Below are 21,685 nucleotides of genomic sequence, written 5' to 3'. Positions count from 1 at the left end.
CTGACCGTCCTCAGACTCGGTCGGTTCCCGTTAGTCCGCGTGGTTGAGGTGGCGGATGCCCGTGGGGGTGATGATGATGTCCACTGCCCGGTCATGGTCCTCGACGGGGAGATCATCACGGATCTCGCCGTTGTAGAGCAGCACCGCGGTAGTCGGGGTCTTCCCACGGGTGAGGCGGTCCAGCTCCGCCAGAGCCCGGTCATAGTAACCGCCGCCCTTGCCCAGCCGGATACCCGACGGCGTGCAGGCCAGCGCCGGTACGAAGATGACGTCACACTCGGTCAGGGCGGCGGTGGGGAAGCGGTCCCCGGTGGGTTCGGGGATGGCGAGCTTTCCGGGACGTAACGCCATCTCGCCCTTGTACGTCGACCATTCCAGCACCCCATTCTCCCCGGAGATGGGGAGCAGGATGGTCGGGGCCTGCGTGTGCAGGGCGTTCAACAGGAGGGTGCCGCCGGGTTCTCCGCGGCGGGGCATGTAGGCGGCGATGGTGGACGGGGTGCCCGACCGGGCGCGCAGCAGAGAGGCGGTGTACGAGGCCACTGCGGAGTCCTCGCGGTGCAGGTCACTGTCACTCATGCCACGGCGCGCCTGCAGCAACCGGGTCCGCATGTCCTTTTTGGCCTCGCGAATGTCCATGAACCAACGATAGGACGGATGCCGCACGGTTCCCACCCCCGGGGTTGAGCAGCTCACACCTGGGTGTGCCGGTCGGGGACCCTGCCGGTGCGGGCGGGGGTGACACACACGCTGTACCGCCTCTTGCGCCGTGCCACACCGAGACCCAGGTATGGTGAATTGCATGAATTTCCCGAACGAAGACCGCAACCACGGGGTGAAGACCGTGGTCGTCCCGGCGGCCGGCATGGGAACAAGGTTCCTGCCTGCGACCAAGACCGTGCCCAAGGAGCTACTCCCGGTCGTCGATACCCCGGGTATCGAGCTGATCGCGGAGGAGGCGGCCAAGCTGGGGGCCGAACGCCTGGCCGTGATCACCGCTCCGAGCAAGCAGGAGATCCTCGCCCACTTCGAGCGATTCCCGCAGCTGGAGGAGACGCTGACGGAGCGCGGGAAGGATGAGCAGGTCGCCAAGGTCCGTCGGGCCAATGAGCTGATCACCCCGGTGGCCGTGGAACAGGAACGTCCACTGGGGCTGGGGCATGCGGTCGGCCTGGCGGAATCGGTGCTGGGCGAGGACGAGGACTCCTTCGCCGTGATGCTGCCCGACGACCTCGTGCTGCCGATGGGTGCGGTCGAGGAAATGGCCAAGGTTCGTGCGGAGCTGGGGGGCACCGTGCTGTGCGCGATCGAGGTGGACCCGGACGAGGTCTACAACTACGGCGTCTTCGACATCGAGGAGGTCGACGGCCGCGAGGACGTCAAGCGGGTCAAGGGCATGGTGGAGAAGCCGGATCCGGCGGACGCCCCCTCCAATTACGTCGCCACCGGCCGCTATCTGCTGGACCGGGCGATCTTCGATGCGCTGCGCCGCATCAAGCCGGGCAAGGGCGGCGAGCTCCAGCTGACCGACGCCATCGCCCTGCTGATCGAGGAGGGGCACCCGGTGCACGTGGTCGTCCACCGCGGCAGCCGTCACGACCTGGGCAACCCCGGGGGGTACATCCGGGCGTGTGTGGATTTCGGACTCCGTGACCCGAAGTACGGCCCGGCCCTGCGCAAGGCGATCCTGGAAATCCTCGACGAAGTCGATGGCGAGTCCCCGGCGGGCGCGGAACAGGCCTGACACACTCCACCGCGGGAAGTCCCGGAATCCGCCCGTCGCGCCGGTAGACTTCCCGGTTAGTCGTTTCATCCCGAGAGGAGAACGTGAGTGCGTTCCGTTGAACAGCAGTTGGCGCTGGTCACTGACTCAGCGGTGACCCCTGAGCCGGTTCGTACCGCGATCGCCGATGCCCTGGGGCTCATGTGCGCGGAAGAGGTGCAGGCCACCCGCGCGCTGCCCGGTTTCCCGCAGGCGGCCATCGACGGCTACGCGGTGCGGGCAGTCGACGTCGGCGGTGAACGGGGGCTCGGCCGACTCATCCAGGAGGAAGAGGCCGTGGCTCCGGCCACCCCCAAGCCTCTGCCGGAACGCTCCCTGCCGGTGGTCGGCGAGGTTCACGCGGGGTCCCAGCGCCCGCTGCGACTGCAGCCGAAGCAGGCGGTGCGGGTGCACACCGGTGCCCCGCTGCCCACGCTTGCCGACGCCGTGCTGCCGCTGGCGTGGTCCGACCGGGGCCGCAAGCGCGTGGTCGCCGAACAGCCGGTGCGGTCCGGGGACTTCGTCCGCCGCCCGGGCGATGACATTCAGCCCGGCGACGTCGCCGTCAGCTCCGGATCAGTGCTCGGCCCCTCGCAGATCGGACTGCTGGCCGCCGTTGGCCGCGCCAAGGTCCTGGTCTACCCCCGTCCCCGGCTCTCCGTGCTCTCGTTGGGGCACGAACTGGTCGACATCGACCGGGACCCGGGCCTGGGGCAGGTCTTCGACGTCAACTCCTACTCGTTGGCCGCCGCCGGACGGGAGGCGGGTGCCGACGTCCACCGGGTGGGCATCATCGAGGGTGAACCCCGACGGCTGCGGGACATCATCGAGGGTCAGCTGCTGCGTAGTGAGATCATGGTCATCTCCGGGGCAGTGGGCGGTGCCGCTTCCGAGACCATCAGGAAGGTGCTGTCCGAGATCGGCGACATCGACACCTCCCGGGTGGCCATGCATCCCGGCTCGGTGCAGGGCTTCGGTCTGCTCGGCCCCGACCAGATCCCGGTCTTCCTGTTGCCGAGCAACCCGGTCTCCGCACTGGTGACCTTCGAGATCTTTGTCCGCCCGCTGATCCGGCTGTCCCTGGGCAAGCGCAACGCAAACCGCCGCGTGGTTCGCGCCCGGGCCCTCAACCATGTCGCCTCCCGCGCGGGGCGGCGCGGCTACATCCGCGCGCGCCTGATGCGGGATTCAGAGACCCACGACTACCTGGTCGAGGGGCTGGGTGGGGCGACCGGCGCGCCGGCCCACCTCCTGGCCGGGCTGAGCGAGGCCAACGCCATGATCCGGATCCCCGAGGAGGTCACCGAGGTCCGCCCCGGCGATGTCGTCGAGGTGCTGTTCCTCTCCCAGAGTCAGTGACCTGATGATCGATCCCTTCGGTACCGCCGCGGTCCGCCTGCGGTCGCCCGCCACCTCCCACCCCCACCCGCTGCACCCGGGCTGGCCCGAGTCCACTCCCGACGTCCGGCTGCGGGATGGTGCGCGGCTCCGGCTCCGGCCGCTGCTGCGTTCCGACGGTCGTGACTGGCGTGAGATGAGGCTGCTCGACGAGGAGTACCTGCGTCCGGTGGAACCCACCGCGCACGAGAGCTGGAATCAGGCACACAACACCGGGGCGTGGCGCAGCAACCTGATGTCGCTGCGGGATCTGGCCGGCCGCGGGATCGTCGTGCCGTTGACCATCGAGCTCGACGGCCGGTTCGCCGGACAGGTGACTCTCGGCAATATCCAGCACGGCAGTGTGTCCTCCTGCTGGATCGGCTACTGGGTCTTCAGCGGTCACATGGGCCGGGGAGTGGCCACCGCGGCCTGTGCCCTGGGCGTCGACCACGCCTTCCGGAGGATCGGCCTGCACCGGGTCACCGCCACGTACCTGCCCAGCAACCCGGCTTCGGGGGCGGTGCTGGCGGCCAACGGGTTCCGCCGGGAGGGGCTGCTGCGGCGCAACCTTCACATCGATGGGCAGTGGCGGGACCACCATTTTGTGGCGCAGACCACGGAAGACCACCCGGACACCTGTGTCTCCCGGCTGCGCGCGGCCGGCCGGATCCAGTGAACGTGGGGCTTCCCCGGCGTGGCAACGGGTTGTGATTCCGGTCGCTGGTTAAGCTGGGGGTCATTGCTGTCCATTCCCAACTGGAAGGCGGAACCCCCACGTGTCCGGAAGTCTGGTAATTGTCCTGATCATCGTGGTGTGGCTCTTTGTGCTCGCACCGCTGCTGCTGAGAGGGCAGAAGCCCATCCGCAAGGCAGGCGAAGCCTTCGATGAGACACGCGTCATTCACGAGGGCGGCAGCGGGGTGCTGCGGAGCCGCAGACGTCCGCGGGTCACTCCGGCCGATGTCCGGGCTCCCCGTGACGAGGACGACGAGAACTATGAGCTGGTGGACGTCGATGACGTGCTGATCGATGACCGTGAGGAAGGACAGGCCACCGGTGGCATCGGCAATGTCTTCGCCTCTGCCTCGGCTAAGTTCCGGCGCCGGGAGAGCAAGGCGGAGGATCTGACGGAGGACCGGGTCGTCGACGGTGACCTCGTCCACGAACTCGAATCCGCTCCGACCGAATCCACCCCGGAGACTACCGTCACCCTGGCCATGCCGGCGGTGGAGGCGGTGCCTGAGCCGGATGAGTTCTCCGCCGATGACAAGTACTACGAGGTCTCCGAGGCCTACACCTCGCCGGCGGATCTGCTGGACCCGCGGGCCGCGGGCGACCCCGCCCCGGCGGCGCCGGTCACCCGGCAGGACGCCCATGACTTCCTGCCTGCGGAAGCGGACGATGTCCGGGGCGAGGGCTCGTCCGCTGCTGACGGTGACCTGACCGAGGAGGAACTGGAATTCGCGCAGCGCCGCCGGGGCCGGGGCGGTTGGGACCCGGAAGCGGATGAGCACCAGTCGCTCACCCGCTACCAGCGTCGCCAACGCACCCTGCTCGGGCTGGGGGCCGGCGTGGCGGTCTCGGTGATCCTCGGCTTCATCTTCGGTGGCTGGATCTGGACGCTGCCGGTGCTCGCGGTGGCACTGAGCGTGTTCTATCTGGCCGCGCTGCGTGGCCAGGTGCGTCAGGAGCAGGCGCTGCGGGCCCGCCGCATCCGTCAGTTGCGCCGCTCCCGTCTCGGGGTCCGGCGTTCCGAGGAGGACGAACGTCCCCTGCCCCGCCAGCTGCGGCGTCCGGGCGCGGTCGTGCTGGAGATCGATGACGAGAGCCCTGATTTCGAGCATCTGGAAGCCATGTCGCCGACTGCCTTCGACCGGGCCGGCACTTCCCAGCACGCCACGACCTACGACCTGTCCGAACGCCGCCGCGTCAGCTGACCCGTCCTCGGGGTGCCCCGTCGGTGGGCGTGGCTGCGTCGAGGCGTCGCGGGGGAGAAGGTATTCTGTGCTTCATGGATAAGCCGGTGGTCAGGGATACAGCGTTGCTGGTCTTCCGCGCGGTGTTGGGGGTGGTGTTCATCGCCCACGGGTGGGACAAGCTGTTTATCACCGGGATCGTCGAAACCACCGGTCAGTTCAGTGCCTGGGGAGTGCCGCAACCGAAGTTGTCCGCCTATATCGCCGGGATCGGGGAACTGCTCGGCGGTGCCCTGTTGACGGTCGGTCTGCTGACCACCATCCTCGCTGGGGCGCTTGCTCTGCTGATGGTGGCCGCGGCATATTTCGTCCACCTCGATCAGGGGTTTTTCGGCGATAACGGTCTGGTGTCCGGTGGCGGCGTGGAGTATCCGTTGGTGTTGATCGCGGGGCTGCTCATGATCGTTGTCTTCGGGTCCGGACGGGCCAGCGTGGACGGGGTGTTGTCCCGTGCTTGAGCATCAGGAGGTCCAGGCGGCGCTGTCGGCTCGGGTGGACGGCGAACCCACCGGCTACCCGGATGATGTCATCGACGCCCACCTCGCCAGCTGTGAGCAGTGCCAGGCCTTTTACCGGGAGATCATCGCCCTCAGTCAGACTCTGCAGCCGGCCACGCGGGATCTGGCGGAGGAACCGGCCCCCGATCTGTCTGACGTGATTCTGGCCGGGGTGGAACCGGAGTGGCGTCGTCGGGCGGCCTCCCGGGCACTCGGCCTGGCGGTCACGCGGTTGCTGCTGGTGCTGCTGGGGCTCATCTTCGTGGGATGGTCGGTCAGCATGCTGGCCACTACACCGGCCCAGCTGATCGACGACGGGTACTCCGCCCTCCTGGTGGAATCCGCCGCTTTCCGGTTGGCGCTGGGCTTCGGGTTGTTCTTCGCCGCGTGGCAGCCCCGCCTGGTGGTGGGGATGGTGCCGATCCTCGGGGCCCTGTTCACGTTCAGCGCCGGTTTCGCCGCCCGGGATGTGGTGCTGGGGATGTCCAACGCAGGCCAGCTGGGGCATCTCTTCCTGCTTTTTGTCACCCTCGGGGTGCTCGTCTGGTCCTGGCTGAACAACTATGGTGCGGACGCTTTCCGGCACACCTGGGAGGCACTCTCGGCGAAGCCGCAGTAGCGCCGCACCACCTCAGATCCAGCTGGGCAGCCACATCAGGTCGAAGTACAGCGAATCCGGGATCCGCAGGCCATAGAGGATCGGCAACCAGTACAGGAACATGGCGACCACCAGCGCCAGATAGCTGGTGACCCCGACCGTGCCCCAGGTGAGGACGCGGCCCCCGGTCACCGCGCGGGTCCATTCCGCCGGTTTCCCCGTGCCCCAGAGCTGGCCGAGAGTCAGCGCCAGCAGACAGATGGTGAACGGCACGAGCGCCGCGGCGTAGAAGAAGTACATCTGCCGGTCATAGCCGATCAACCAGGGCAGGAAGCCGGCGGTGAACGCCACCAACGGCAACAGGAAACGGCGGTCGCGCCGGATGATCAATGACCATACCCCCCACAGGAGTACCGGCACCGTCAACCACCAGATCGCAGGAGTACCGAAGAGGAAGATCATCTCCCGGCAACTGCCCGCGGCACACTCCAGGTCGGTGTTGGAGTAGTAGAGGATCGGACGGGCCGCCACGAGCCAGGACCAGGGCTTGGAATCCCAGGGGTGGCTGTGACCGCCGGAGGTGGTCAGCGAGGCATGGAAGTCCAGGACCGAGAAATGATAGTGCAGCCAGCCGGCCAGTGCCCCGGGAAACAGCTGCAGCCAGGAGTCGTCCGGGATGGTGCCGTCCACCGCGGCGTGCCGGTAGACGCTCGTCTCCGAGGCGAACCAGGCCCGCCAGCTGAACAGGTAGAGCAGCGCGGGAACCAGGACCAGCGACGCCAGCGCCGGGAGGGTGTCCCGGACCAACGTGCCGAGCACGGGACGGCGGATTCCATAGCGGCGTCGCAACGCCAGATCAGTGAAGACGCTGAGCAGGCCGAAGAAGGCGATGTAGTACAGGCCGGACCATTTCACGGACAGCGCCAGGCCGAGCAGCACCCCGGCGGTGAACCGCCACCAGCGGAAGCCCAACCGGGGGCCGAAGTCACTGTCTCCCAGCAATCCGTGGAGCCAGGCGTGGTGGAGCCGGTGGTGCATCTGTTGGTGGTCCCGGGCCAGAGCCCAGGCTCCCGCGACGATGAAGAAAACCTGGAAGATGTCGAGCATGCCGAAGCGCGAGGAAACCAGCAGCACCCCGTCGAACACCGCCAGGAGCCCGGCCAGGGCTGCCACCTGCCAGGAGTGGCTGAGCTGGCGCACCAGGGCCATGATCATCAGCACCAGGGCGGTGCCGAACAAGGCGGTCATCACCCGCCACCCGAGCGGGGTGTAACCGAAGACCTGCTCGCCGAGCGCGATCAATTGTTTGGCCAACGGCGGGTGCACCACGAGGCCGTACCCCGGGTTGGACTCAATACCGCCGATCAACGGGTTCACGCTGGAGCGGACGATGTCCCAGGCCTGGGGCACGTAGTGCTTCTCGTCGAAGACCGGGGTGCCGTCATCGTTGGCCACGGACAGTCCGGTGAACCGGGTCAGCGCCGCGAGCGCCCCGATCACCAGCACACTCAGCGTGTCCGCCCGGCGCCACCGGTGACGGTGGGGCACCGGTGGCGCCGGGTGTGCGGCGGCCGGTGCGTCGGGCGCAGGTTCAACTGAGGTGCTCACCCGGATGATTCTAGAGGTCACCTACGGCAGGTGTGGGATGCTGGGGGACATGGACAGTACAGAACACTTGGAAACCACCGGCCCGCTGCCCCGTGGTGTGATCATCGCCGCGACCCCGTTGGGCAACATCGGGGATGCATCTGCAAGGCTCCGGCAGGGGCTGGCCGAAGCGGACGTGATCGCCGCGGAGGATACCCGCCGCACGCGCGCGCTGGCCGCGAGTCTCGGGGTGGGCATCCGGGGGAAGGTACTGTCCAACTTCGATCACAATGAAGAAGGTCGGGTACGGCAGCTGATCGACGCCGCCCGGACCGGCACCGTCCTGGTGGTCACCGACGCCGGGATGCCGGTGGTCTCGGACCCGGGGTTGTCCCTGGTGGATGCCGCCCATGACGCCGGAGTACCGGTCACCTGCTTCCCGGGTCCCTCGGCGGTCCCCACCGCTCTGGCACTGTCGGGACTGAACGTCGGCAAGTTCTGTTTCGACGGCTTCGCCCCGCGCAAGACCGGGTCGCGCCGGGAATGGCTGGGCAGCCTGAGAACCGAGCAGCGCGCAGTGTGCTTCTTCGAGTCACCGCATCGCCTGGCGGACACGCTTGCCGACGCCGCCGAGGTGCTCGGTGCCACCCGGCGGGCGGCGGTGTGCCGGGAATTGTCGAAGACCTATGAGGAGGTCCGCCGCGGCACCTTGCCGGAATTGGCGGAGTGGGCCGCCGGGGGAGTACGGGGCGAGATCACCGTGGTCCTGGAGGGCGCGGACGAGGAAGAAGTGGACGTCAGTGCCCTGGTGTCTGCAGTGGAGGAACGCGTGGCCGACGGCGAGCGGCTCAAGGACGTGTGCAAGGACATCGCGGCAACGCGCGGCATCTCGAACCGGGAACTCTATGAGGCGGTGCTCGCGGCCCGCGGCTGACACCCCCGCTGGGATAGTTATCGAAATGTTACCTATATTCAGGAACTTGCCTATTGCGCTGCGCGGTTAGGGGTAAAGAACGGGTAAAGGTTGCGGCTCTTTCGTGGGTGCGGCGCGGTGAGCTGCTATTTTAAGTTGATATATCCCCGTTTCTGCCGGATTCTGGATAGCATGACAACTAATGACCAGAATGCCGACAAACCGGCTGTGACACCCCCGTTGGAGGGAACTGTCGAAGACGAGATTCAGGCGTCGACAGCCACGGAGCAGCTCGCGGGAATGCTCTCGGACAGCTCGGTCATCGAGAAGGGGCTGGGCAGCAGCGAAGAGGACGTTGAACTCGCGGCGGAACGCAAGGACCAACCGATCAACTGGTCCGTCGTGGTGCCGGCCGCGATCATCATCCTGGCTACCGCGATCTGGGGCCTGACCGGCGGTGAGGGCTTCACCAACACCGCTGCGACTGCACTTGACTGGGTCGTGACCAACCTCGGCTGGGCCTTCATTCTCTTCGGCACCGTGTTCGTGGCGTTCGTCCTGGTGATCGCCTTCAGCAAGTTCGGGTCGATCCGGCTGGGCAAGATTGACGAGGCCCCCGAATTCCACACGATCTCCTGGATCGCGATGATGTTCGCCGCCGGGATGGGCATTGGCCTGATGTTCTACGGCGCGTCCGAACCGCTGACCTTCTACCGTGACGGGGTACCCGGGCACGCGGAATACGAGGTCGGTACGGCGATGTCGTCCGCGATGTTCCACTGGACCCTCCACCCCTGGGCCATCTACGCCATCGTCGGCCTGGCGATCGCCTACTCCACTTTCCGGTTGGGGCGGAAACAGCTCATCAGTTCCGCCTTCACGCCACTGGTGGGCGAGAAGAACGCCAATGGCCTGTTCGGCAAGATCATCGATATCCTGGCGATCTTCGCCACGGTCTTCGGCACGGCCTGTTCGCTGGGACTGGGCGCTCTCCAGATCGGTGCGGGCCTGTCATCCGCCGGCATCGTGGAGGATCCGGGCACCTGGACCGTCGCCGGGATCGTCTCCGTGCTGACCCTGGCCTTCCTGCTTTCGACCATCTCGGGTGTGGGCAAGGGTATCCAGTACATCTCAAACTTCAACATCGTCCTGGCCGCCATCCTGGCGCTGTTCGTCTTCGTCGTCGGCCCGACCGTGGCCACCCTGAACCTGATCCCCGGCTCGGTCGGCACCTATCTCAGCCAGTTCTTCGAGATGGCCGGCCGTACCGCCGAGGCCGCGGACGGCACCGCCGGCGAATGGCTCAGTGGCTGGACCATCTTCTACTGGGCGTGGTGGATCTCCTGGAGCCCGTTCGTCGGCATGTTCCTGGCACGCATCTCCCGCGGCCGCTCCATCCGTGAGTTCATGCTCGGTGTACTGCTGGTGCCCTCCGGTGTCTCCATCGTCTGGTTCGCCATCTTCGGTGGCACCGCCATCACCTTTGAACGGGAGGGAAACTCCATCTGGGGTGACGGTTCCGCCGAATCCCAGCTGTTCAACCTCCTGCACGAACTGCCCGGCGGCTACATCATGGGCATCGTCGCCGTGATCCTGCTGGGTACCTTCTTCATCACCTCCGCGGACTCCGCATCCACGGTGATGGGCACGATCTCCCAGAACGGCAAGTCCGACGCCAACCCCTGGGTCTCCGCGGTCTGGGGGCTCATGACGGCACTGATCGGCATGACCCTGCTGATCTCCGCTGGTGAGGATGCGCTGAACAACATCCAGAACGTCACGATCGTCGCTGCGGTGCCCTTCCTGTTTGTTGTCATCGGACTGATGTTCGCCATCGTCAAGGACCTCAAGAATGACGTGATCTACAAGGACTACCGGGACCAGCAGAAATTCGCTGCCCGACTGGCGCGCGAGCGTCGTGTGCACGCGGAACACCGCCGCCGCACTGAATTGCGTGACCGGAAGTCCGTGCGCCAGAAGTTGCGCCGCCCCTAGGAACTGCTACGCCGCTGCTGAAGCCCGGGCGGACATAAATTAGACTGGCCCACATGTCTAAGTCTGTGCTCGTTTCAGTTGCCTGGCCTTATGCCAACGGTCCCCGCCACATTGGACATGTGGCGGGGTTCGGCGTTCCTTCGGACGTGTTCGCGCGGTACCAGCGAATGTCCGGCGCCGAAGTGCTGATGATCTCCGGTACTGATGAGCACGGCACCCCGCTGCTGGTCCAGGCTGATAAGGAAGGTGTCTCGGTCCGGGATCTGGCGGACCGCTACAACCGGCAGATCGTCGAGGACCTGGCGGGCCTCGGCCTGTCTTATGACCTGTTCACCCGCACCACCACCCGGAACCACTATTCCGTGGTGCAGGAGCTGTTCCGCGGCCTCCACGACAACGGCTACATGCTCCGGGAAACGATGATGGGGGCGGTGTCGCCGACCACCGGCCGCACCCTGCCGGACCGCTACATCGAGGGCACCTGCCCCATCTGCGGGGCCGACGGCGCCCGCGGTGACCAGTGCGACAACTGCGGCAATCAGCTCGACCCCGCAGATCTGATCAACCCGGTGTCCAAGATCAACGGCGAGACCCCGGAGTTCCGCGAGACCGAGCACTTCCTGCTCGACCTGCCCTCCCTGGCGGATGCCCTCGGGGACTGGTTGCGAACCCGGGACTCCTGGCGCCCCAATGTCCTGAAGTTCTCCCTCAACCTGTTGGATGACCTCCGGCCACGCGCCATGACCCGCGACATCGACTGGGGTATCCCGATCCCGGTCGAGGGTTGGCAGGACAACAACGCCAAGAAGCTCTACGTCTGGTTCGACGCTGTCGTCGGCTACCTCTCCGCCTCCATCGAATGGGCCTACCGCTCCGGGGAACCGGAGGCCTGGCGGAAGTTCTGGAATGATCCGGAGACCAGCGGCTACTACTTCATGGGCAAGGACAACATCACCTTCCACTCCCAGATCTGGCCGGCCGAACTGCTCGGCTACGCCGGCAAGGGGGCAAAGGGCGGGGAGACCGGTGAGCTCGGCGAGCTGAACCTGCCCACCGAGGTCGTCTCCTCGGAGTTCCTCACCATGTCCGGATCCAAGTTCTCATCCTCCAAGGGCGTGGTCATCTACGTCAAGGACTTCCTGAAGGAGTTCGGCGCCGATCCACTGCGCTACTTCATTTCCATTGCCGGCCCGGAAAACCACGACACCGACTTCACCTGGGACGAGTTCGTCCGACGCGTGAACAATGAGCTGGCCAACGGTTGGGGCAACCTGGTCAACCGAACCGTGTCCATGGCGCACAAGAACTTCGGAGAGGTGCCCGCGCCGGGGGCGGTCACCGAGTCCGACCAGAAGTTGCTGGATCTGGCCAGCGCCACCTTTGACTCCGCAGCCGCCAACCTGGCTGAATCCAAGTTCCGGAATGCGCTCAGCGAGATCATGCACGTGGTCGGCGAGGCCAACGCCTACATCGCCGAGCAAGAGCCGTGGAAGCTGGCCAAGGATGAGACCCAGCGGGAACGGCTGGCCACTGTCCTGTGGACGGCCCTGCAGGTGGTCAGTGACTGCAATGTCATGCTCACCCCCTTCCTGCCGCACACCGCCCAGCAGGTCCACGAGACCCTCGGCCGGGACGGTGTCTGGGCTGCGCTGCCGAAGGTGGTCGAGGTCGCTGACGACATGCCGGTCGAGCTGGTGGGTACTGGCCTGCCGGAGGAGGGGCGCACCTATCCCGTCATCATGGGGAACTACGACGCCCAGCTGGCCACCTGGCGGCGGGTCGAGGTGGAACCGGGCACCAAGCTCGAGAAGCCGAAGCCACTGATCACCAAGCTCGACCCGGAGCTGGCGGAAACCGGCCCGGAGTGGGCACCGGTCAACCCCACGAGCTAACTAGTGGCGCTCCCGGGATGGAAGGCGGTGTCCACACCGGGTGTTAGGTTCAAGGCATGACTGCGACCCCTGCCCACAACGCCACCACCCAGAACGCCGCTGCCCAGAACACCACCGCCACCCGGGAACGGGCCAATGAGCTGCTGGCCGGCATCGCCGGTTCCGGTGCCACCCTCCGGGAGGACCAGTGGACGGCGATTGACGCCCTGGTCAACCACCGGCGCCGCATGCTGGTGGTTCAGCGCACCGGCTGGGGAAAATCCGCGGTGTACTTCATAGCGGCGAAACTGCTGCGGGACCGGGGCGCCGGCGCTTCCCTCATCATCTCCCCGTTGCTGGCATTGATGCGCAACCAGGTCGCCGCCGCCCAGCGCGCCGGAATCCGGGCGGCCACCCTGAACAGCTCGAACATGACCGAGTGGAATGACATCCAGGAGCAGGTCGTCCGCGGGGAGGTGGACGTGCTGCTGGTCTCCCCCGAGCGGCTCAACAACCCCGGCTTCCGGGATGAGGTGCTGCCGGACCTGGCACGCACCGTCGGAATGGTGGTCATCGATGAAGCGCACTGCATCTCCGACTGGGGACATGACTTCCGGCCGGACTACCGGCGGATCCGTGATCTCCTGGGGGGACTGCGGGAGGGGGTTCCGGTGCTGGCCACCACCGCCACCGCCAATGACCGCGTGGTCGCGGATGTCCAGTCCCAGCTGGGGCCGGACACCGGGGTGTTGCGCGGTGGCCTGGACCGGGCGGCCCTGCACCTCGCCGTGGTCCGACTGGAAGACACCACCCGTCGGCCGGCCTGGTTGGCCACCCACCTCAGCGAGCTGGAAGGGTCCGGCATCATCTACTGCCTGACCGTGTCTGCCGCCGAGGACCTGGCGCAGGCGCTCGACGCCGCCGGATGGAATGTGGCCGCCTACACGGGGCGGACGGAGGCCGGCGAACGCGAACGCCTGGAGCAGGCGTTGCAGAACAACGAACTCAAGGCACTGGTGGCCACGTCGGCGCTCGGCATGGGGTTTGATAAACCCGACCTCGGGTTCGTCGTGCATCTCGGTGCCCCCTCCTCACCGGTCAGCTACTACCAGCAGGTCGGTCGTGCCGGCCGTGGCACGGACCGGGCTGACGTCATCCTGTTGCCCGGTGCCGAGGACCAGGAGATCTGGGACTACTTCGCCTCGGTGTCCTTCCCCGGAGAGGACACCGTCCGCAACCTGCTGGGAGCGCTGGACGAGGCCGAGGCACAATCCACGATGAAGCTCGAGGCGAAGGTCGACCTCTCCCGTTCCCGACTGGAGCAGGTCCTCAAGGTCCTTGATGTGGACGGGGCCGTCCGCCGCGTCAGGGGCGGGTGGCTGAGCACGGGCCAGCCCTGGGCCTATGACGCCGACCGTTACGCCGGTCTGGACCAGGCCCGCAAGGCGGAGCAACAGGCGATGCTGGAATACGAGCGCACCACCGGCTGCCTGATGCTCTTCCTGCGGCATCAGCTGGACGACAGCACCGCCACTGAGCCCTGCGGGCGCTGCAGCAACTGCACTGGACGCAACTGGGAGCTGCAGATCGACCCTGCCGCGGAGCAGTCCGTCACCCAGCGGCTGCGGGCCCCCGGTGTCCGGCTGGCGGCTCGGAGACAGTGGCCTACCGGGATCAGCATCCGCGGGAAGATCAAGGGCGTGGGGGCGGGTAGGGCTCTCGGCAGACTCAATGACGTCGCCCGTGGCCCTGCGCTGAAGACCCTGCTGGAGGAGAAGAGCTGGGCTCCGGCGCAGGAGTGGCGCCAGGACCCGTGGCTGCCCCGGATCGTCGCGGTGCTCGCGGACTGGGACTGGGACCAGCGTCCGGGCAGTGTCGTGGCACTGGGCGCCGGGGACTCCGCCACCAGGGCTCTGGTGGAACGCACCGCCGTAGCCATCGCCGGAGTGGGGCGCATGCAGTATGCCGGTCTCCTGCCGGTACGGGCCGGGGAAGGCGAGGTCGCCGCACAGAACTCGGCCTACCGGGTCCAGGCGCTCCTGGAGCACTGGGAGTGGTCGGCGATCGCCGGGCTGCGGGTGGCTGACGGGCCGATACTGCTGGTCACAGATCTCATCGACACCGGCTGGTCCGTCACGGTCGCCGGTGCCACGCTGGCGGAGCGAACCGGGGCGCAGGTGCTGCCCTTCGCATTGGCCGGACGGGGTTAGCTGCGTGCCAACTTCGCTTTACTGACCACAAGGAAGTGGTTGCAGAACTCCTCGAGCTGACCGTTTTCATAATCGGCGTCAAAGCGTTTCCCCACCACCACGATGGGGCAGGAGTAGACCAGGCTTCCGTCCGGGGCCTCCTTCAGGATGGCGAGGTCAGTGCCGTAGTCATCGGTGATGACCTGCCACGCCATGCCGAGCTCCCGGCGCAGGTACTCGCCGACAGCGATGCCGAAGGAGGCCATGAACGGGGTGGGGTCGATCTTTTCCTCGGCACTGGCCGCGAGGTAATCGGCCAACGTCTGTTCGAAGGCCTCGAAGAGCTTCGGCGGGGTGGTGCCGAAGCCGGTGTCCCCGGCGACCCGGAGATTGTCATCGATCCACTGGCGGGTGTCCGCGTCCGGTTCCTGAACCTGCATGACCGGTCACTCTACTCCGCCAGCTCCGCCCGTGCCGCCGCGAAACCGGACCAGGCGAGGTCCCCGGGGGTACGGTCGGTGCGCAGATGGTCCACGAGCAGGTACACGGCGTCCCAGCGCCGGTAGATGGCGGCTCGGGCCAGCAGATCGTCATCCACCCCCGCCCGGTAATGGGCCAGCACCCCGTGCGGATCCGGCAGATGCGCGAAATCCACTGCGGGGTCGCCCAGGTTCATGTCGGAGAAGTCGATCACCCCGAGGCGTTCCCGCTCGGGATCCCAGAGCAGATGCTCGTCGTAGAGGTCGCTGTGGATCAGCCGGGCGGGCCGGGCCGGATCCAGCAGCGTGTCCATGTCGGTGAAGATGCGCTCCACATCGGTCAGGGAAGCCTGGTCCAGTGCCCCGGGGAGCAGACGCTGGGCGCGTTCCCGCAGGAGCGCGACCTTGGCGGGCAGGGAGCGGGGCGCGGTGTTGCACCTGCCCCTGCGGCGCCAGGGCTCCACCGCGCTGAAGGGGGCGGTGGTGACGTCCCGGGTGTGCAGGGCGGTGAGCAGTTCCCCGAGCTGCCGGTTGACCACCTCGCGGTTTTCCGCCGCCCCGGCCAGGGCGGTGTCGTCGAGCGGGCTGCCGGGGACGAGGGTGTGTACGGTCAGCGTCCCATCCCCGGTGGTGCGTACCGGTTCCGGCAGGACGACGTCGGTCAACGTCGAAACCTCGGCCAGCACTGCGGCCTCCACCTCCGCCTGGGCCCGGTACTCAGCGGTGTGCGGGGCGCGGGCCACGAGCGTGCCGTGAGCCGTGCCGTGCAGCAGGACGACGGCATGATCGAGCCCCTGGCCGGGGATCTCGGTGTGGGTGAAGGCCAGCTCGGGGAATGCCGACCTGACCATGGCAGGCAGGGCTGCGGCGCTCAGGCTGGTGCTCATGGTGGTTGAGTCTAGAATGACGCCCATGTCGAAGAAGAAGCCACGTCCCACGCCGGAGCCCGCGGAACCGCTTCCCGGGCTGATTGACGCCCACACCCATCTCGCCGCCACCGGGGCCAGCACCCCGATGGACGTGGCACAGCTGGTGGACCGCGCGGTGGCGGCCGGTGTCGAGAAGCTGTGCACCGTCGGTGACGGCCTCGCCGAGGCGGAGCTGGCGCTGGCGGCCGCGCAGCACAACCAGCGGGTGTACGCCGCCTGTGCCATCCACCCCACCCGCGCCCACGAGCTCGACGACGCCGCGCGCGCCCGGCTCAGCGAGATGGTCCGCGACCCGCGGTGCGTGGCCGTGGGGGAGACCGGTCTGGACACCTACTGGATCACCCACGATCCGGAGCGCACCGCCTCCCTCGAGACCCAGGAGGAGGCGCTGCGCTGGCACATCGACCTGGCCGTCGCCACCGGCAAGGCACTGATGCTCCACAACCGGGACGCGGACGAGGACCTGTTGCGCATCCTGGCGGACAGTCCGGCGCCCCGGCACACCATGCTGCACTGCTTCTCATCGTCCACCGAGGTGGCCCGGGTGGCGGTCGAGCGCGGCTACATCCTGAGTTTCGCGGGCAACGTCACCTTCAAGCGCAATGCGGAGCTGCGGGAGATCGCGGCGAAGGTGCCTGCCGGGCAGCTGCTGATTGAAACTGACGCGCCGTACATGACCCCGGAGCCGTACCGCGGGGCCCGTAACGAGACGTCGTTGATCGGCCATACAGCGCTCTGCGTGGCGGATGCCCGCGGCCAGGACCCGGGGGACCTGGCAATGGAGGTCAACCGCACCTTTGACGAGGTTTTCGGCCTGAATCTGCCGGAATAGGTCGGCGGAGGCCACCGCGAGGGGGTGCCCGAATGGGTCTTGTGAGGAATCTCACTCAGCCACTTTGTCGTGGGTAGACGGGGTTCCTGAGGTGACAGGGACGCAAGGGGCACTCGGGGTGCGTGCCCAGACTTTCTCGTTGTCGTGTCTTCTTTGTTATCGTACCGTTATTCATTGTTCCGTCGGACGCAGGGCGTCCGCGGAGTCCAAGTAGGTAATGAGAGCCGGCCGGGCAAGCAGGCCGGACTGCGAGCAGAGCGAGAATAAGAAGCCCTCATGGGAATCAGTCAGAAGTCGCGAATCAACCGGTCCACCTCGAGTATCTCCGTCCCGATGCGGATCGCCGGCGGTGGGGTCGCCGCCGCCGTGCTCGTCGGTGGCGTGTCCGTCGCCGCCGCCAGCCAGAAGGACGTCGTGGTCGACGTCAACGGGGAGCAGGTGCCCGTCTCCACCTTCGCCGGTGACGTGCAGGGTGCCCTGGAGGCCGCCGGGGTCCAGGTCGGGGACCAGGATCTGGTCTATCCCGCGCCGAGCGAGTCGCTGCAGGACGCCGACACGATCAGCGTGCGCACCGCCAAGCAGGTCTCCGTGGTCATCGACGGCCAGGAGCGGGACCTGACCTCGAACGCCGTGACCGTCGAGGAACTGCTCGACGAGGTTGAGGGCTACCAGCCGGGGGCGGAGGTTTCCGCGGAACCGGGTGCCAACGTCGCTGACGGGTTGACCGTGGAGATCACCAAACCGAAGATCGTCGCGGTCAATGACGGCGGCAACGTCACCTACACCTCGATCGCCGCCGCCACCGTCGGTGATGTGCTCGCCGAACGCGGCGTCGAGCTGGGCGAGCATGACACCGTGAGCCCCGCCGCAGACACTCCGCTGACCCACAACCTGACGATCGACGTCGACCGCGTCAGCATCGAGGAGATCACGGAGCAGGAAACCTTCGATGTCCCCACCAACTACGTGGAGGACTCCGAGGCCCCCGAGGGGGAGGAGACCGTCGTCGAGTGGGGCGAATCCGGACTGCGGGACGTGACCAGGAAGGTCACCACCGTCAACGGCGCAGTCACGGCGGAAGAGGTGCTGCACGAGCACACCGTCCGGGAGGCCACCCCGGCCGTCATCAAGCGCGGCACCAAGCCGAAGAGCACCGCCTCGGCCGCCGCCGTCGCCGGCGGTTCCGTCTGGGACCGCCTCGCCCAGTGCGAGTCCGGCGGCGACTGGTCGATCAACACCGGCAACGGCTTCTCCGGTGGTCTGCAGTTCCACCCGCAGACCTGGCAGGCTTACGGCGGCAGCGAGTACTCGGCCACCGCCTCCGGCGCCTCCCGCGAGCAGCAGATCGCCGTGGCGGAGAAGATCCAGGCCGCGCAAGGCTGGGGCGCCTGGCCCGCCTGCACCGCCTCCATGGGCATCCGCTAGCTGCAGAGACCCGCATCGGACACCCCTCCTCGCACTGAGTGAGGGGTGTCCGGCTGTTGCGGGTAGATTAGGTGGCTATGGATCACAAGGACGACCAGGCACCGGACCAGGGCGGCGCTGCGGCGCTGCTCGGCCCCGTGGAGATCAGACAGCTGGCAGAAAAGCTCGATGTCACACCGACCAAGAAGCTCGGCCAGAACTTCGTGCACGATCCCAACACTGTCCGCCGGATCGTCGCCGCGGCGGAGCTCACCGCCGACGATCACGTGGTGGAGGTCGGCCCCGGCCTGGGCTCACTGACCCTCGCCCTGCTAGACACCGCGGCACAGGTCACCGCCGTGGAGATCGACGGGCGACTGGCCGGCGAACTGCCCGTCACCGTCGAGTGGCGGGCACCGGAGTTCGCCGACCGGCTGACCGTCCGCAACCGGGACGCCCTGCGCCTCGGCCCGGGGGAGCTCGACCATCCCACGGCGCTGGTCGCGAACCTGCCCTACAACGTCTCCGTGCCGGTGCTGCTGCACCTGCTGGCCACCTTCCCCTCGATCCGCCGCGTGCTCGTGATGGTCCAGGCGGAGGTGGCCGACCGGCTGTCGGCCGGTCCCGGCTCCAAGATCTACGGCGTACCGAGCGTCAAGGCCGCCTTCTACGGCGAGGTGCGGCGCGCCGGGTCGATCGGCCGCAACGTCTTCTGGCCGGCCCCGAAGATCGAGTCCGGGCTGGTGCGTATCGACCGGTTCGTCCCCGGCACCGAGCCCTGGCCCCTGGACGACGCCACCCGGGCCCGCGTCTTCCCGCTTGTCGACGCCGCCTTCGCTCAGCGCCGTAAGACGCTGCGCGCCGCGCTGTCCGGCCATTATGGTTCCGGTGCCGCAGCCGAGGAGGCGCTGCGTGGCGCGGGAATTGAGCCGAGTCTGCGCGGCGAGAAGCTCGGGGTGGCCGATTTCGTTCGGCTGGCGGGGGTGTAGCTCCATGGGGGTCGATGTCATCCGCGCCCGCGCGCACGCCAAGATCAACCTGCACCTGGGGGTCGGCGCCGCCCGCGCCGACGGCTACCACGAGCTGGTCACCGTCTTCCAATCCCTGAGCCTGCATGATGAGCTGGAACTGCACGTCCGGCACGGCACCTCAGCCGGGGCGGGGTCCGTGGTCAACTCCCTCGACCTGGGCGGCACGGCCGGCGGCGTCCCGGCGGACAGTTCGAACCTGGCCTGGCGGGCCGTCGACAAGCTGGTTGCCGTCTACCGCGGCGCCGGGGTGGGCGACCTGCCGATGGTCGACCTGAAGCTGCGGAAGGGGATCCCGGTGGCCGGCGGCATGGCTGGTGGTTCCGCTGACGCGGCTGCCGCGTTGCGGGCCGCCCACGCCTGGCTGGCCGAACTGGCGGATCCGGTACCGGAGGCGGACCTCGAGCGCATCGCCGCCGAACTGGGTTCGGACGTGCCGTTCACCCTGCACGGCGGCACCATGCTGGGAACCGGGCGCGGGGAGAACCTCGTGCCGGTGCTCTCCCGCGGGCAGTACCACTGGGTGCTCGGGGTCTCCTCGCAGGGGCTGTCCACGCCGGAGGTCTTCGCCAAGCTCGATGAACTGCGGGCGTCCGGCCGGGACCTGCCGGCCGCCACCGACACCGCGGCCCTGAACCGGGCGTTGCTCAGCGGCGATCCGACGGAGCTGGCCGGGTGTCTGGTCAATGATCTCCAGGCCCCGGCGACCAGCCTGCGGCCCGGACTGCGGAAGATCCTCACCGCCGGCAGCGCCGCCGGGGCATTGCAGGGCATTGTCTCAGGTTCCGGGCCGACCTGCGCCTTCCTCTGCCGGGACGCCGATCACGCCGGGGAGGTGGCCGCGGAGCTGACCGACACCGGGCTGGTGCTCACCGCGCGCACGGCCACCGGGCCGGCCGAGGGGGCGCACGTGGTTCCCGAGACGTTCTAGTCGGCCTCTCCGGTGACCACGGCCATCTCCACCGGGGTGACCGGCAGCTCAAAGCGTCCGGTGACGTCGCCCTCGGTGAGATCGACGAGCACCAGCTCGTTGTTCCCCGCATCCGTGACATAGGCGGTGTCTCCCGCGACCTGCACCATCGGGCCGGGCTCCTGCCAGTTCTCCTTTTCCTCCCAGGGTTCGACCACCGGGGTCTCGCGCACTATCTCACCGGTCTTCTCGTCGATGGTCACCAGGTCACCGTCATAGGTCAGCACCAGCGCCTCGCCTTCCGGACCCCGTGCCAGGGAGCGGAACCAGTAGGAGGAATCCAGCTCCACCAGCTGCAGTTCAGCGCTCTCCGCGTCGATCAGGGCCACCTGGGTGGGGCGTTCCTGCTCGGCGTCCGGATCGGTCTTGTGGTCGGCCAGGACGATGGGGGAGCCCGGTGCCGCCGCCATATTCCCGGAACGCTGGTAGTCCGTGTCCACCGCCACCTTGCGGAACTCCCCGCCGGAGAAGACCACGGGCCCGTTCTCGCAGCCGAAGACAACGGCCTCCCCGGCAATCGCGGAGCCGTGGACCCCGGGGCAGTCGGTGGTCTCGGCCAGGACCTCGTCTCCGTCCACCTGCCGGACCGTGTCGCGGTGTTCCTCGGTGCCCACGGTGGTCAGCAGAGTGCCGTCGGCCAGCGGGACGGCCACACCATGATGGGCGGCACCGGTTTCGTGGGTGGTGAAATCCGGGGTGCCCTCGCTCAGTGACTCTGGCCCGGACTGGGTGAAGGTCCGGCTGGCGCCCTCGGCGTCCGAGAACAGACTGGTGCGCCCGGCGTTGGTGATCACGTGCCCGGCCTTGCCGGACGGGAGCACGATGTCCGTCAAGGCGGGGTGCTGCTCGTAGAAGTGCGAGTGATCGCCGTGCGGCTGTTCGCAGATTCCAGCGTCGAAGACCTGGAAACCATCGGGGCCGGAGACCAGCACATGGCGTCCGTCCCCGGCCGGGTTCAACCGCAGGAAACCCGGCTGTCCGGTCTCCGCGACGGTCTCACCGGTTGCGGCGTCGATGGTCAGCAGGCCGTCGTCATGGCTGAGGACCACCCGCGGGGTCAGGGAGCTGACCTCGGTGGCGGTGGCGGCGGTGGTTGCCGCGGTATCGCCCGGCTCCGGTGGGGTGGCGGTGCCCGGGGCGCAGGCGACGAGCGCGAGGGCGGACAGGACGGTGGGGACTGCCACGAGAGGTGGCCGGTGGTTTCTCATGGGAAAGACAGTAAATGAAAACGAAAATCGTTTGCAATAGGGAACGGCTGTCGGGGGTGGCGGCCGG

General features: G+C 67.6%; 19 protein-coding genes. 14 read left to right on the top strand and 5 right to left on the bottom strand.

Annotated features, from left to right (window positions below):
• Positions 1-30: 30 nt before the first annotated feature.
• Positions 31-639 carry a 5-formyltetrahydrofolate cyclo-ligase gene (locus tag ACQCVD_RS04870; RefSeq protein WP_426822588.1) on the bottom strand — a complete coding sequence of 203 codons (609 nt, stop codon included), beginning with the start codon at positions 637-639 and terminating at the stop codon, positions 31-33.
• 163 nt (positions 640-802) lie between these two features.
• Between ACQCVD_RS04870 and ACQCVD_RS04865 the strand changes: the two genes are divergently transcribed.
• From ACQCVD_RS04865 to ACQCVD_RS04840, 6 genes are all read left to right on the top strand, one after another.
• On the top strand, positions 803-1,744 hold the full coding sequence (locus ACQCVD_RS04865; RefSeq protein ID WP_426822587.1) for a UTP--glucose-1-phosphate uridylyltransferase: 942 nt from the start codon (positions 803-805) through the stop codon (positions 1,742-1,744).
• Between the two features lie 87 nt (positions 1,745-1,831).
• A complete protein-coding gene (gene glp / locus ACQCVD_RS04860; RefSeq protein ID WP_426822586.1) occupies positions 1,832-3,121 on the top strand; it encodes a gephyrin-like molybdotransferase Glp in 1,290 nt (429 codons plus the stop codon).
• Between the two features lie 4 nt (positions 3,122-3,125).
• Positions 3,126-3,818, top strand: coding sequence for a GNAT family N-acetyltransferase (locus ACQCVD_RS04855; protein ID WP_426822585.1), 693 nt, complete (start codon positions 3,126-3,128; stop codon positions 3,816-3,818).
• Between the two features lie 100 nt (positions 3,819-3,918).
• Positions 3,919-5,079, top strand: a complete 1,161-nt coding sequence (gene glpR / locus ACQCVD_RS04850; RefSeq protein ID WP_426822584.1) for a gephyrin-like molybdotransferase receptor GlpR — start codon at positions 3,919-3,921, stop codon at positions 5,077-5,079.
• A gap of 74 nt (positions 5,080-5,153) precedes the next feature.
• Positions 5,154-5,576 (top strand): DoxX family protein, encoded by a 423-nt coding sequence (locus ACQCVD_RS04845; RefSeq protein ID WP_426822583.1) that lies wholly within the window; start codon positions 5,154-5,156, stop codon positions 5,574-5,576.
• Complete coding sequence (locus ACQCVD_RS04840; protein ID WP_426822582.1) at positions 5,569-6,234, top strand: zf-HC2 domain-containing protein; 666 nt, start codon at positions 5,569-5,571, stop codon at positions 6,232-6,234. Before ACQCVD_RS04845 ends, ACQCVD_RS04840 begins: the two co-directional genes overlap by 8 nt.
• Before the next feature lie 12 nt (positions 6,235-6,246).
• On the opposite strand, the gene ACQCVD_RS04835 is transcribed toward ACQCVD_RS04840, so the two are convergent.
• On the bottom strand, positions 6,247-7,821 hold the full coding sequence (locus ACQCVD_RS04835; RefSeq protein WP_426822581.1) for a dolichyl-phosphate-mannose--protein mannosyltransferase: 1,575 nt from the start codon (positions 7,819-7,821) through the stop codon (positions 6,247-6,249).
• 49 nt (positions 7,822-7,870) lie between these two features.
• On the opposite strand from ACQCVD_RS04835, the gene rsmI reads away from it, so the two are divergent.
• The 4 genes from rsmI (at position 7,871) to ACQCVD_RS04815 (ending at position 14,789) form a co-directional block, all read left to right on the top strand.
• Positions 7,871-8,734, top strand: a complete 864-nt coding sequence (gene rsmI, locus ACQCVD_RS04830) for a 16S rRNA (cytidine(1402)-2'-O)-methyltransferase (protein ID WP_426822580.1) — start codon at positions 7,871-7,873, stop codon at positions 8,732-8,734.
• 171 nt (positions 8,735-8,905) lie between these two features.
• Positions 8,906-10,708 (top strand): BCCT family transporter, encoded by a 1,803-nt coding sequence (locus ACQCVD_RS04825; protein WP_426822579.1) that lies wholly within the window; start codon positions 8,906-8,908, stop codon positions 10,706-10,708.
• 53 nt (positions 10,709-10,761) lie between these two features.
• On the top strand, positions 10,762-12,600 hold the full coding sequence (metG, locus tag ACQCVD_RS04820; RefSeq protein WP_426822578.1) for a methionine--tRNA ligase: 1,839 nt from the start codon (positions 10,762-10,764) through the stop codon (positions 12,598-12,600).
• Positions 12,601-12,656: 56 nt separating this feature from the next.
• Positions 12,657-14,789, top strand: coding sequence for a RecQ family ATP-dependent DNA helicase (locus ACQCVD_RS04815; protein WP_426822577.1), 2,133 nt, complete (start codon positions 12,657-12,659; stop codon positions 14,787-14,789).
• On the opposite strand, the gene ACQCVD_RS04810 is transcribed toward ACQCVD_RS04815, so the two are convergent.
• Together ACQCVD_RS04810 and ACQCVD_RS04805 are read right to left on the bottom strand one after the other, a co-directional pair.
• A complete protein-coding gene (locus ACQCVD_RS04810) occupies positions 14,786-15,208 on the bottom strand; it encodes a DUF3806 domain-containing protein (protein ID WP_426822576.1) in 423 nt (140 codons plus the stop codon). The genes ACQCVD_RS04815 and ACQCVD_RS04810 overlap by 4 nt on opposite strands.
• Before the next feature lie 11 nt (positions 15,209-15,219).
• Positions 15,220-16,134, bottom strand: coding sequence for a phosphotransferase family protein (locus ACQCVD_RS04805; protein WP_426822575.1), 915 nt, complete (start codon positions 16,132-16,134; stop codon positions 15,220-15,222).
• A 25-nt stretch (positions 16,135-16,159) separates the two neighbouring features.
• Between ACQCVD_RS04805 and ACQCVD_RS04800 the strand changes: the two genes are divergently transcribed.
• From ACQCVD_RS04800 to ACQCVD_RS04785, 4 genes are all read left to right on the top strand, one after another.
• A complete protein-coding gene (locus ACQCVD_RS04800; RefSeq protein ID WP_426822574.1) occupies positions 16,160-17,008 on the top strand; it encodes a TatD family hydrolase in 849 nt (282 codons plus the stop codon).
• Between the two features lie 276 nt (positions 17,009-17,284).
• Positions 17,285-18,433 carry a transglycosylase family protein gene (locus ACQCVD_RS04795; RefSeq protein ID WP_426822573.1) on the top strand — a complete coding sequence of 383 codons (1,149 nt, stop codon included), beginning with the start codon at positions 17,285-17,287 and terminating at the stop codon, positions 18,431-18,433.
• A gap of 77 nt (positions 18,434-18,510) precedes the next feature.
• Entirely contained in the window at positions 18,511-19,401 is an 891-nt protein-coding gene (rsmA, locus tag ACQCVD_RS04790) for a 16S rRNA (adenine(1518)-N(6)/adenine(1519)-N(6))-dimethyltransferase RsmA (RefSeq protein ID WP_426822572.1), read from the top strand.
• Between the two features lie 4 nt (positions 19,402-19,405).
• Positions 19,406-20,371 carry a 4-(cytidine 5'-diphospho)-2-C-methyl-D-erythritol kinase gene (locus ACQCVD_RS04785; protein ID WP_426822571.1) on the top strand — a complete coding sequence of 322 codons (966 nt, stop codon included), beginning with the start codon at positions 19,406-19,408 and terminating at the stop codon, positions 20,369-20,371.
• Here the strand turns inward: ACQCVD_RS04785 and ACQCVD_RS04780 are convergent.
• On the bottom strand, positions 20,368-21,618 hold the full coding sequence (locus tag ACQCVD_RS04780; RefSeq protein WP_426822570.1) for a hypothetical protein: 1,251 nt from the start codon (positions 21,616-21,618) through the stop codon (positions 20,368-20,370). The genes ACQCVD_RS04785 and ACQCVD_RS04780 overlap by 4 nt on opposite strands.
• Positions 21,619-21,685 lie beyond the last annotated feature (67 nt).

Source organism: Corynebacterium halotolerans (assembly GCF_050107895.1).
GTDB lineage: Bacteria > Actinomycetota > Actinomycetes > Mycobacteriales > Mycobacteriaceae > Corynebacterium > Corynebacterium halotolerans_B.
The sequence above is the reverse complement of the archived record's forward strand: the minus strand, read 5'-3'. Positions and strand labels throughout refer to the sequence as shown.

What these genes read in the sequence shown, in the direction of transcription:
- rsmA (WP_426822572.1), top strand. Translation starts at nt 18,511, where the DNA reads ATGGATCACAAGGACGACCAGGCACCGGACCAGGGCGGCGCTGCGGCG.
- ACQCVD_RS04865 (WP_426822587.1), top strand. Translation starts at nt 803, where the DNA reads ATGAATTTCCCGAACGAAGACCGCAACCACGGGGTGAAGACCGTGGTC.
- ACQCVD_RS04870 (WP_426822588.1), bottom strand. Translation starts at nt 639, where the DNA reads ATGGACATTCGCGAGGCCAAAAAGGACATGCGGACCCGGTTGCTGCAG.
- ACQCVD_RS04815 (WP_426822577.1), top strand. Translation starts at nt 12,657, where the DNA reads ATGACTGCGACCCCTGCCCACAACGCCACCACCCAGAACGCCGCTGCC.
- ACQCVD_RS04780 (WP_426822570.1), bottom strand. Translation starts at nt 21,618, where the DNA reads ATGAGAAACCACCGGCCACCTCTCGTGGCAGTCCCCACCGTCCTGTCC.
- ACQCVD_RS04805 (WP_426822575.1), bottom strand. Translation starts at nt 16,134, where the DNA reads ATGAGCACCAGCCTGAGCGCCGCAGCCCTGCCTGCCATGGTCAGGTCG.
- ACQCVD_RS04795 (WP_426822573.1), top strand. Translation starts at nt 17,285, where the DNA reads ATGGGAATCAGTCAGAAGTCGCGAATCAACCGGTCCACCTCGAGTATC.
- ACQCVD_RS04845 (WP_426822583.1), top strand. Translation starts at nt 5,154, where the DNA reads ATGGATAAGCCGGTGGTCAGGGATACAGCGTTGCTGGTCTTCCGCGCG.
- ACQCVD_RS04785 (WP_426822571.1), top strand. Translation starts at nt 19,406, where the DNA reads ATGGGGGTCGATGTCATCCGCGCCCGCGCGCACGCCAAGATCAACCTG.
- ACQCVD_RS04800 (WP_426822574.1), top strand. Translation starts at nt 16,160, where the DNA reads ATGTCGAAGAAGAAGCCACGTCCCACGCCGGAGCCCGCGGAACCGCTT.
- ACQCVD_RS04810 (WP_426822576.1), bottom strand. Translation starts at nt 15,208, where the DNA reads ATGCAGGTTCAGGAACCGGACGCGGACACCCGCCAGTGGATCGATGAC.
- ACQCVD_RS04855 (WP_426822585.1), top strand. Translation starts at nt 3,126, where the DNA reads ATGATCGATCCCTTCGGTACCGCCGCGGTCCGCCTGCGGTCGCCCGCC.
- rsmI (WP_426822580.1), top strand. Translation starts at nt 7,871, where the DNA reads ATGGACAGTACAGAACACTTGGAAACCACCGGCCCGCTGCCCCGTGGT.
- metG (WP_426822578.1), top strand. Translation starts at nt 10,762, where the DNA reads ATGTCTAAGTCTGTGCTCGTTTCAGTTGCCTGGCCTTATGCCAACGGT.
- ACQCVD_RS04825 (WP_426822579.1), top strand. Translation starts at nt 8,906, where the DNA reads ATGACAACTAATGACCAGAATGCCGACAAACCGGCTGTGACACCCCCG.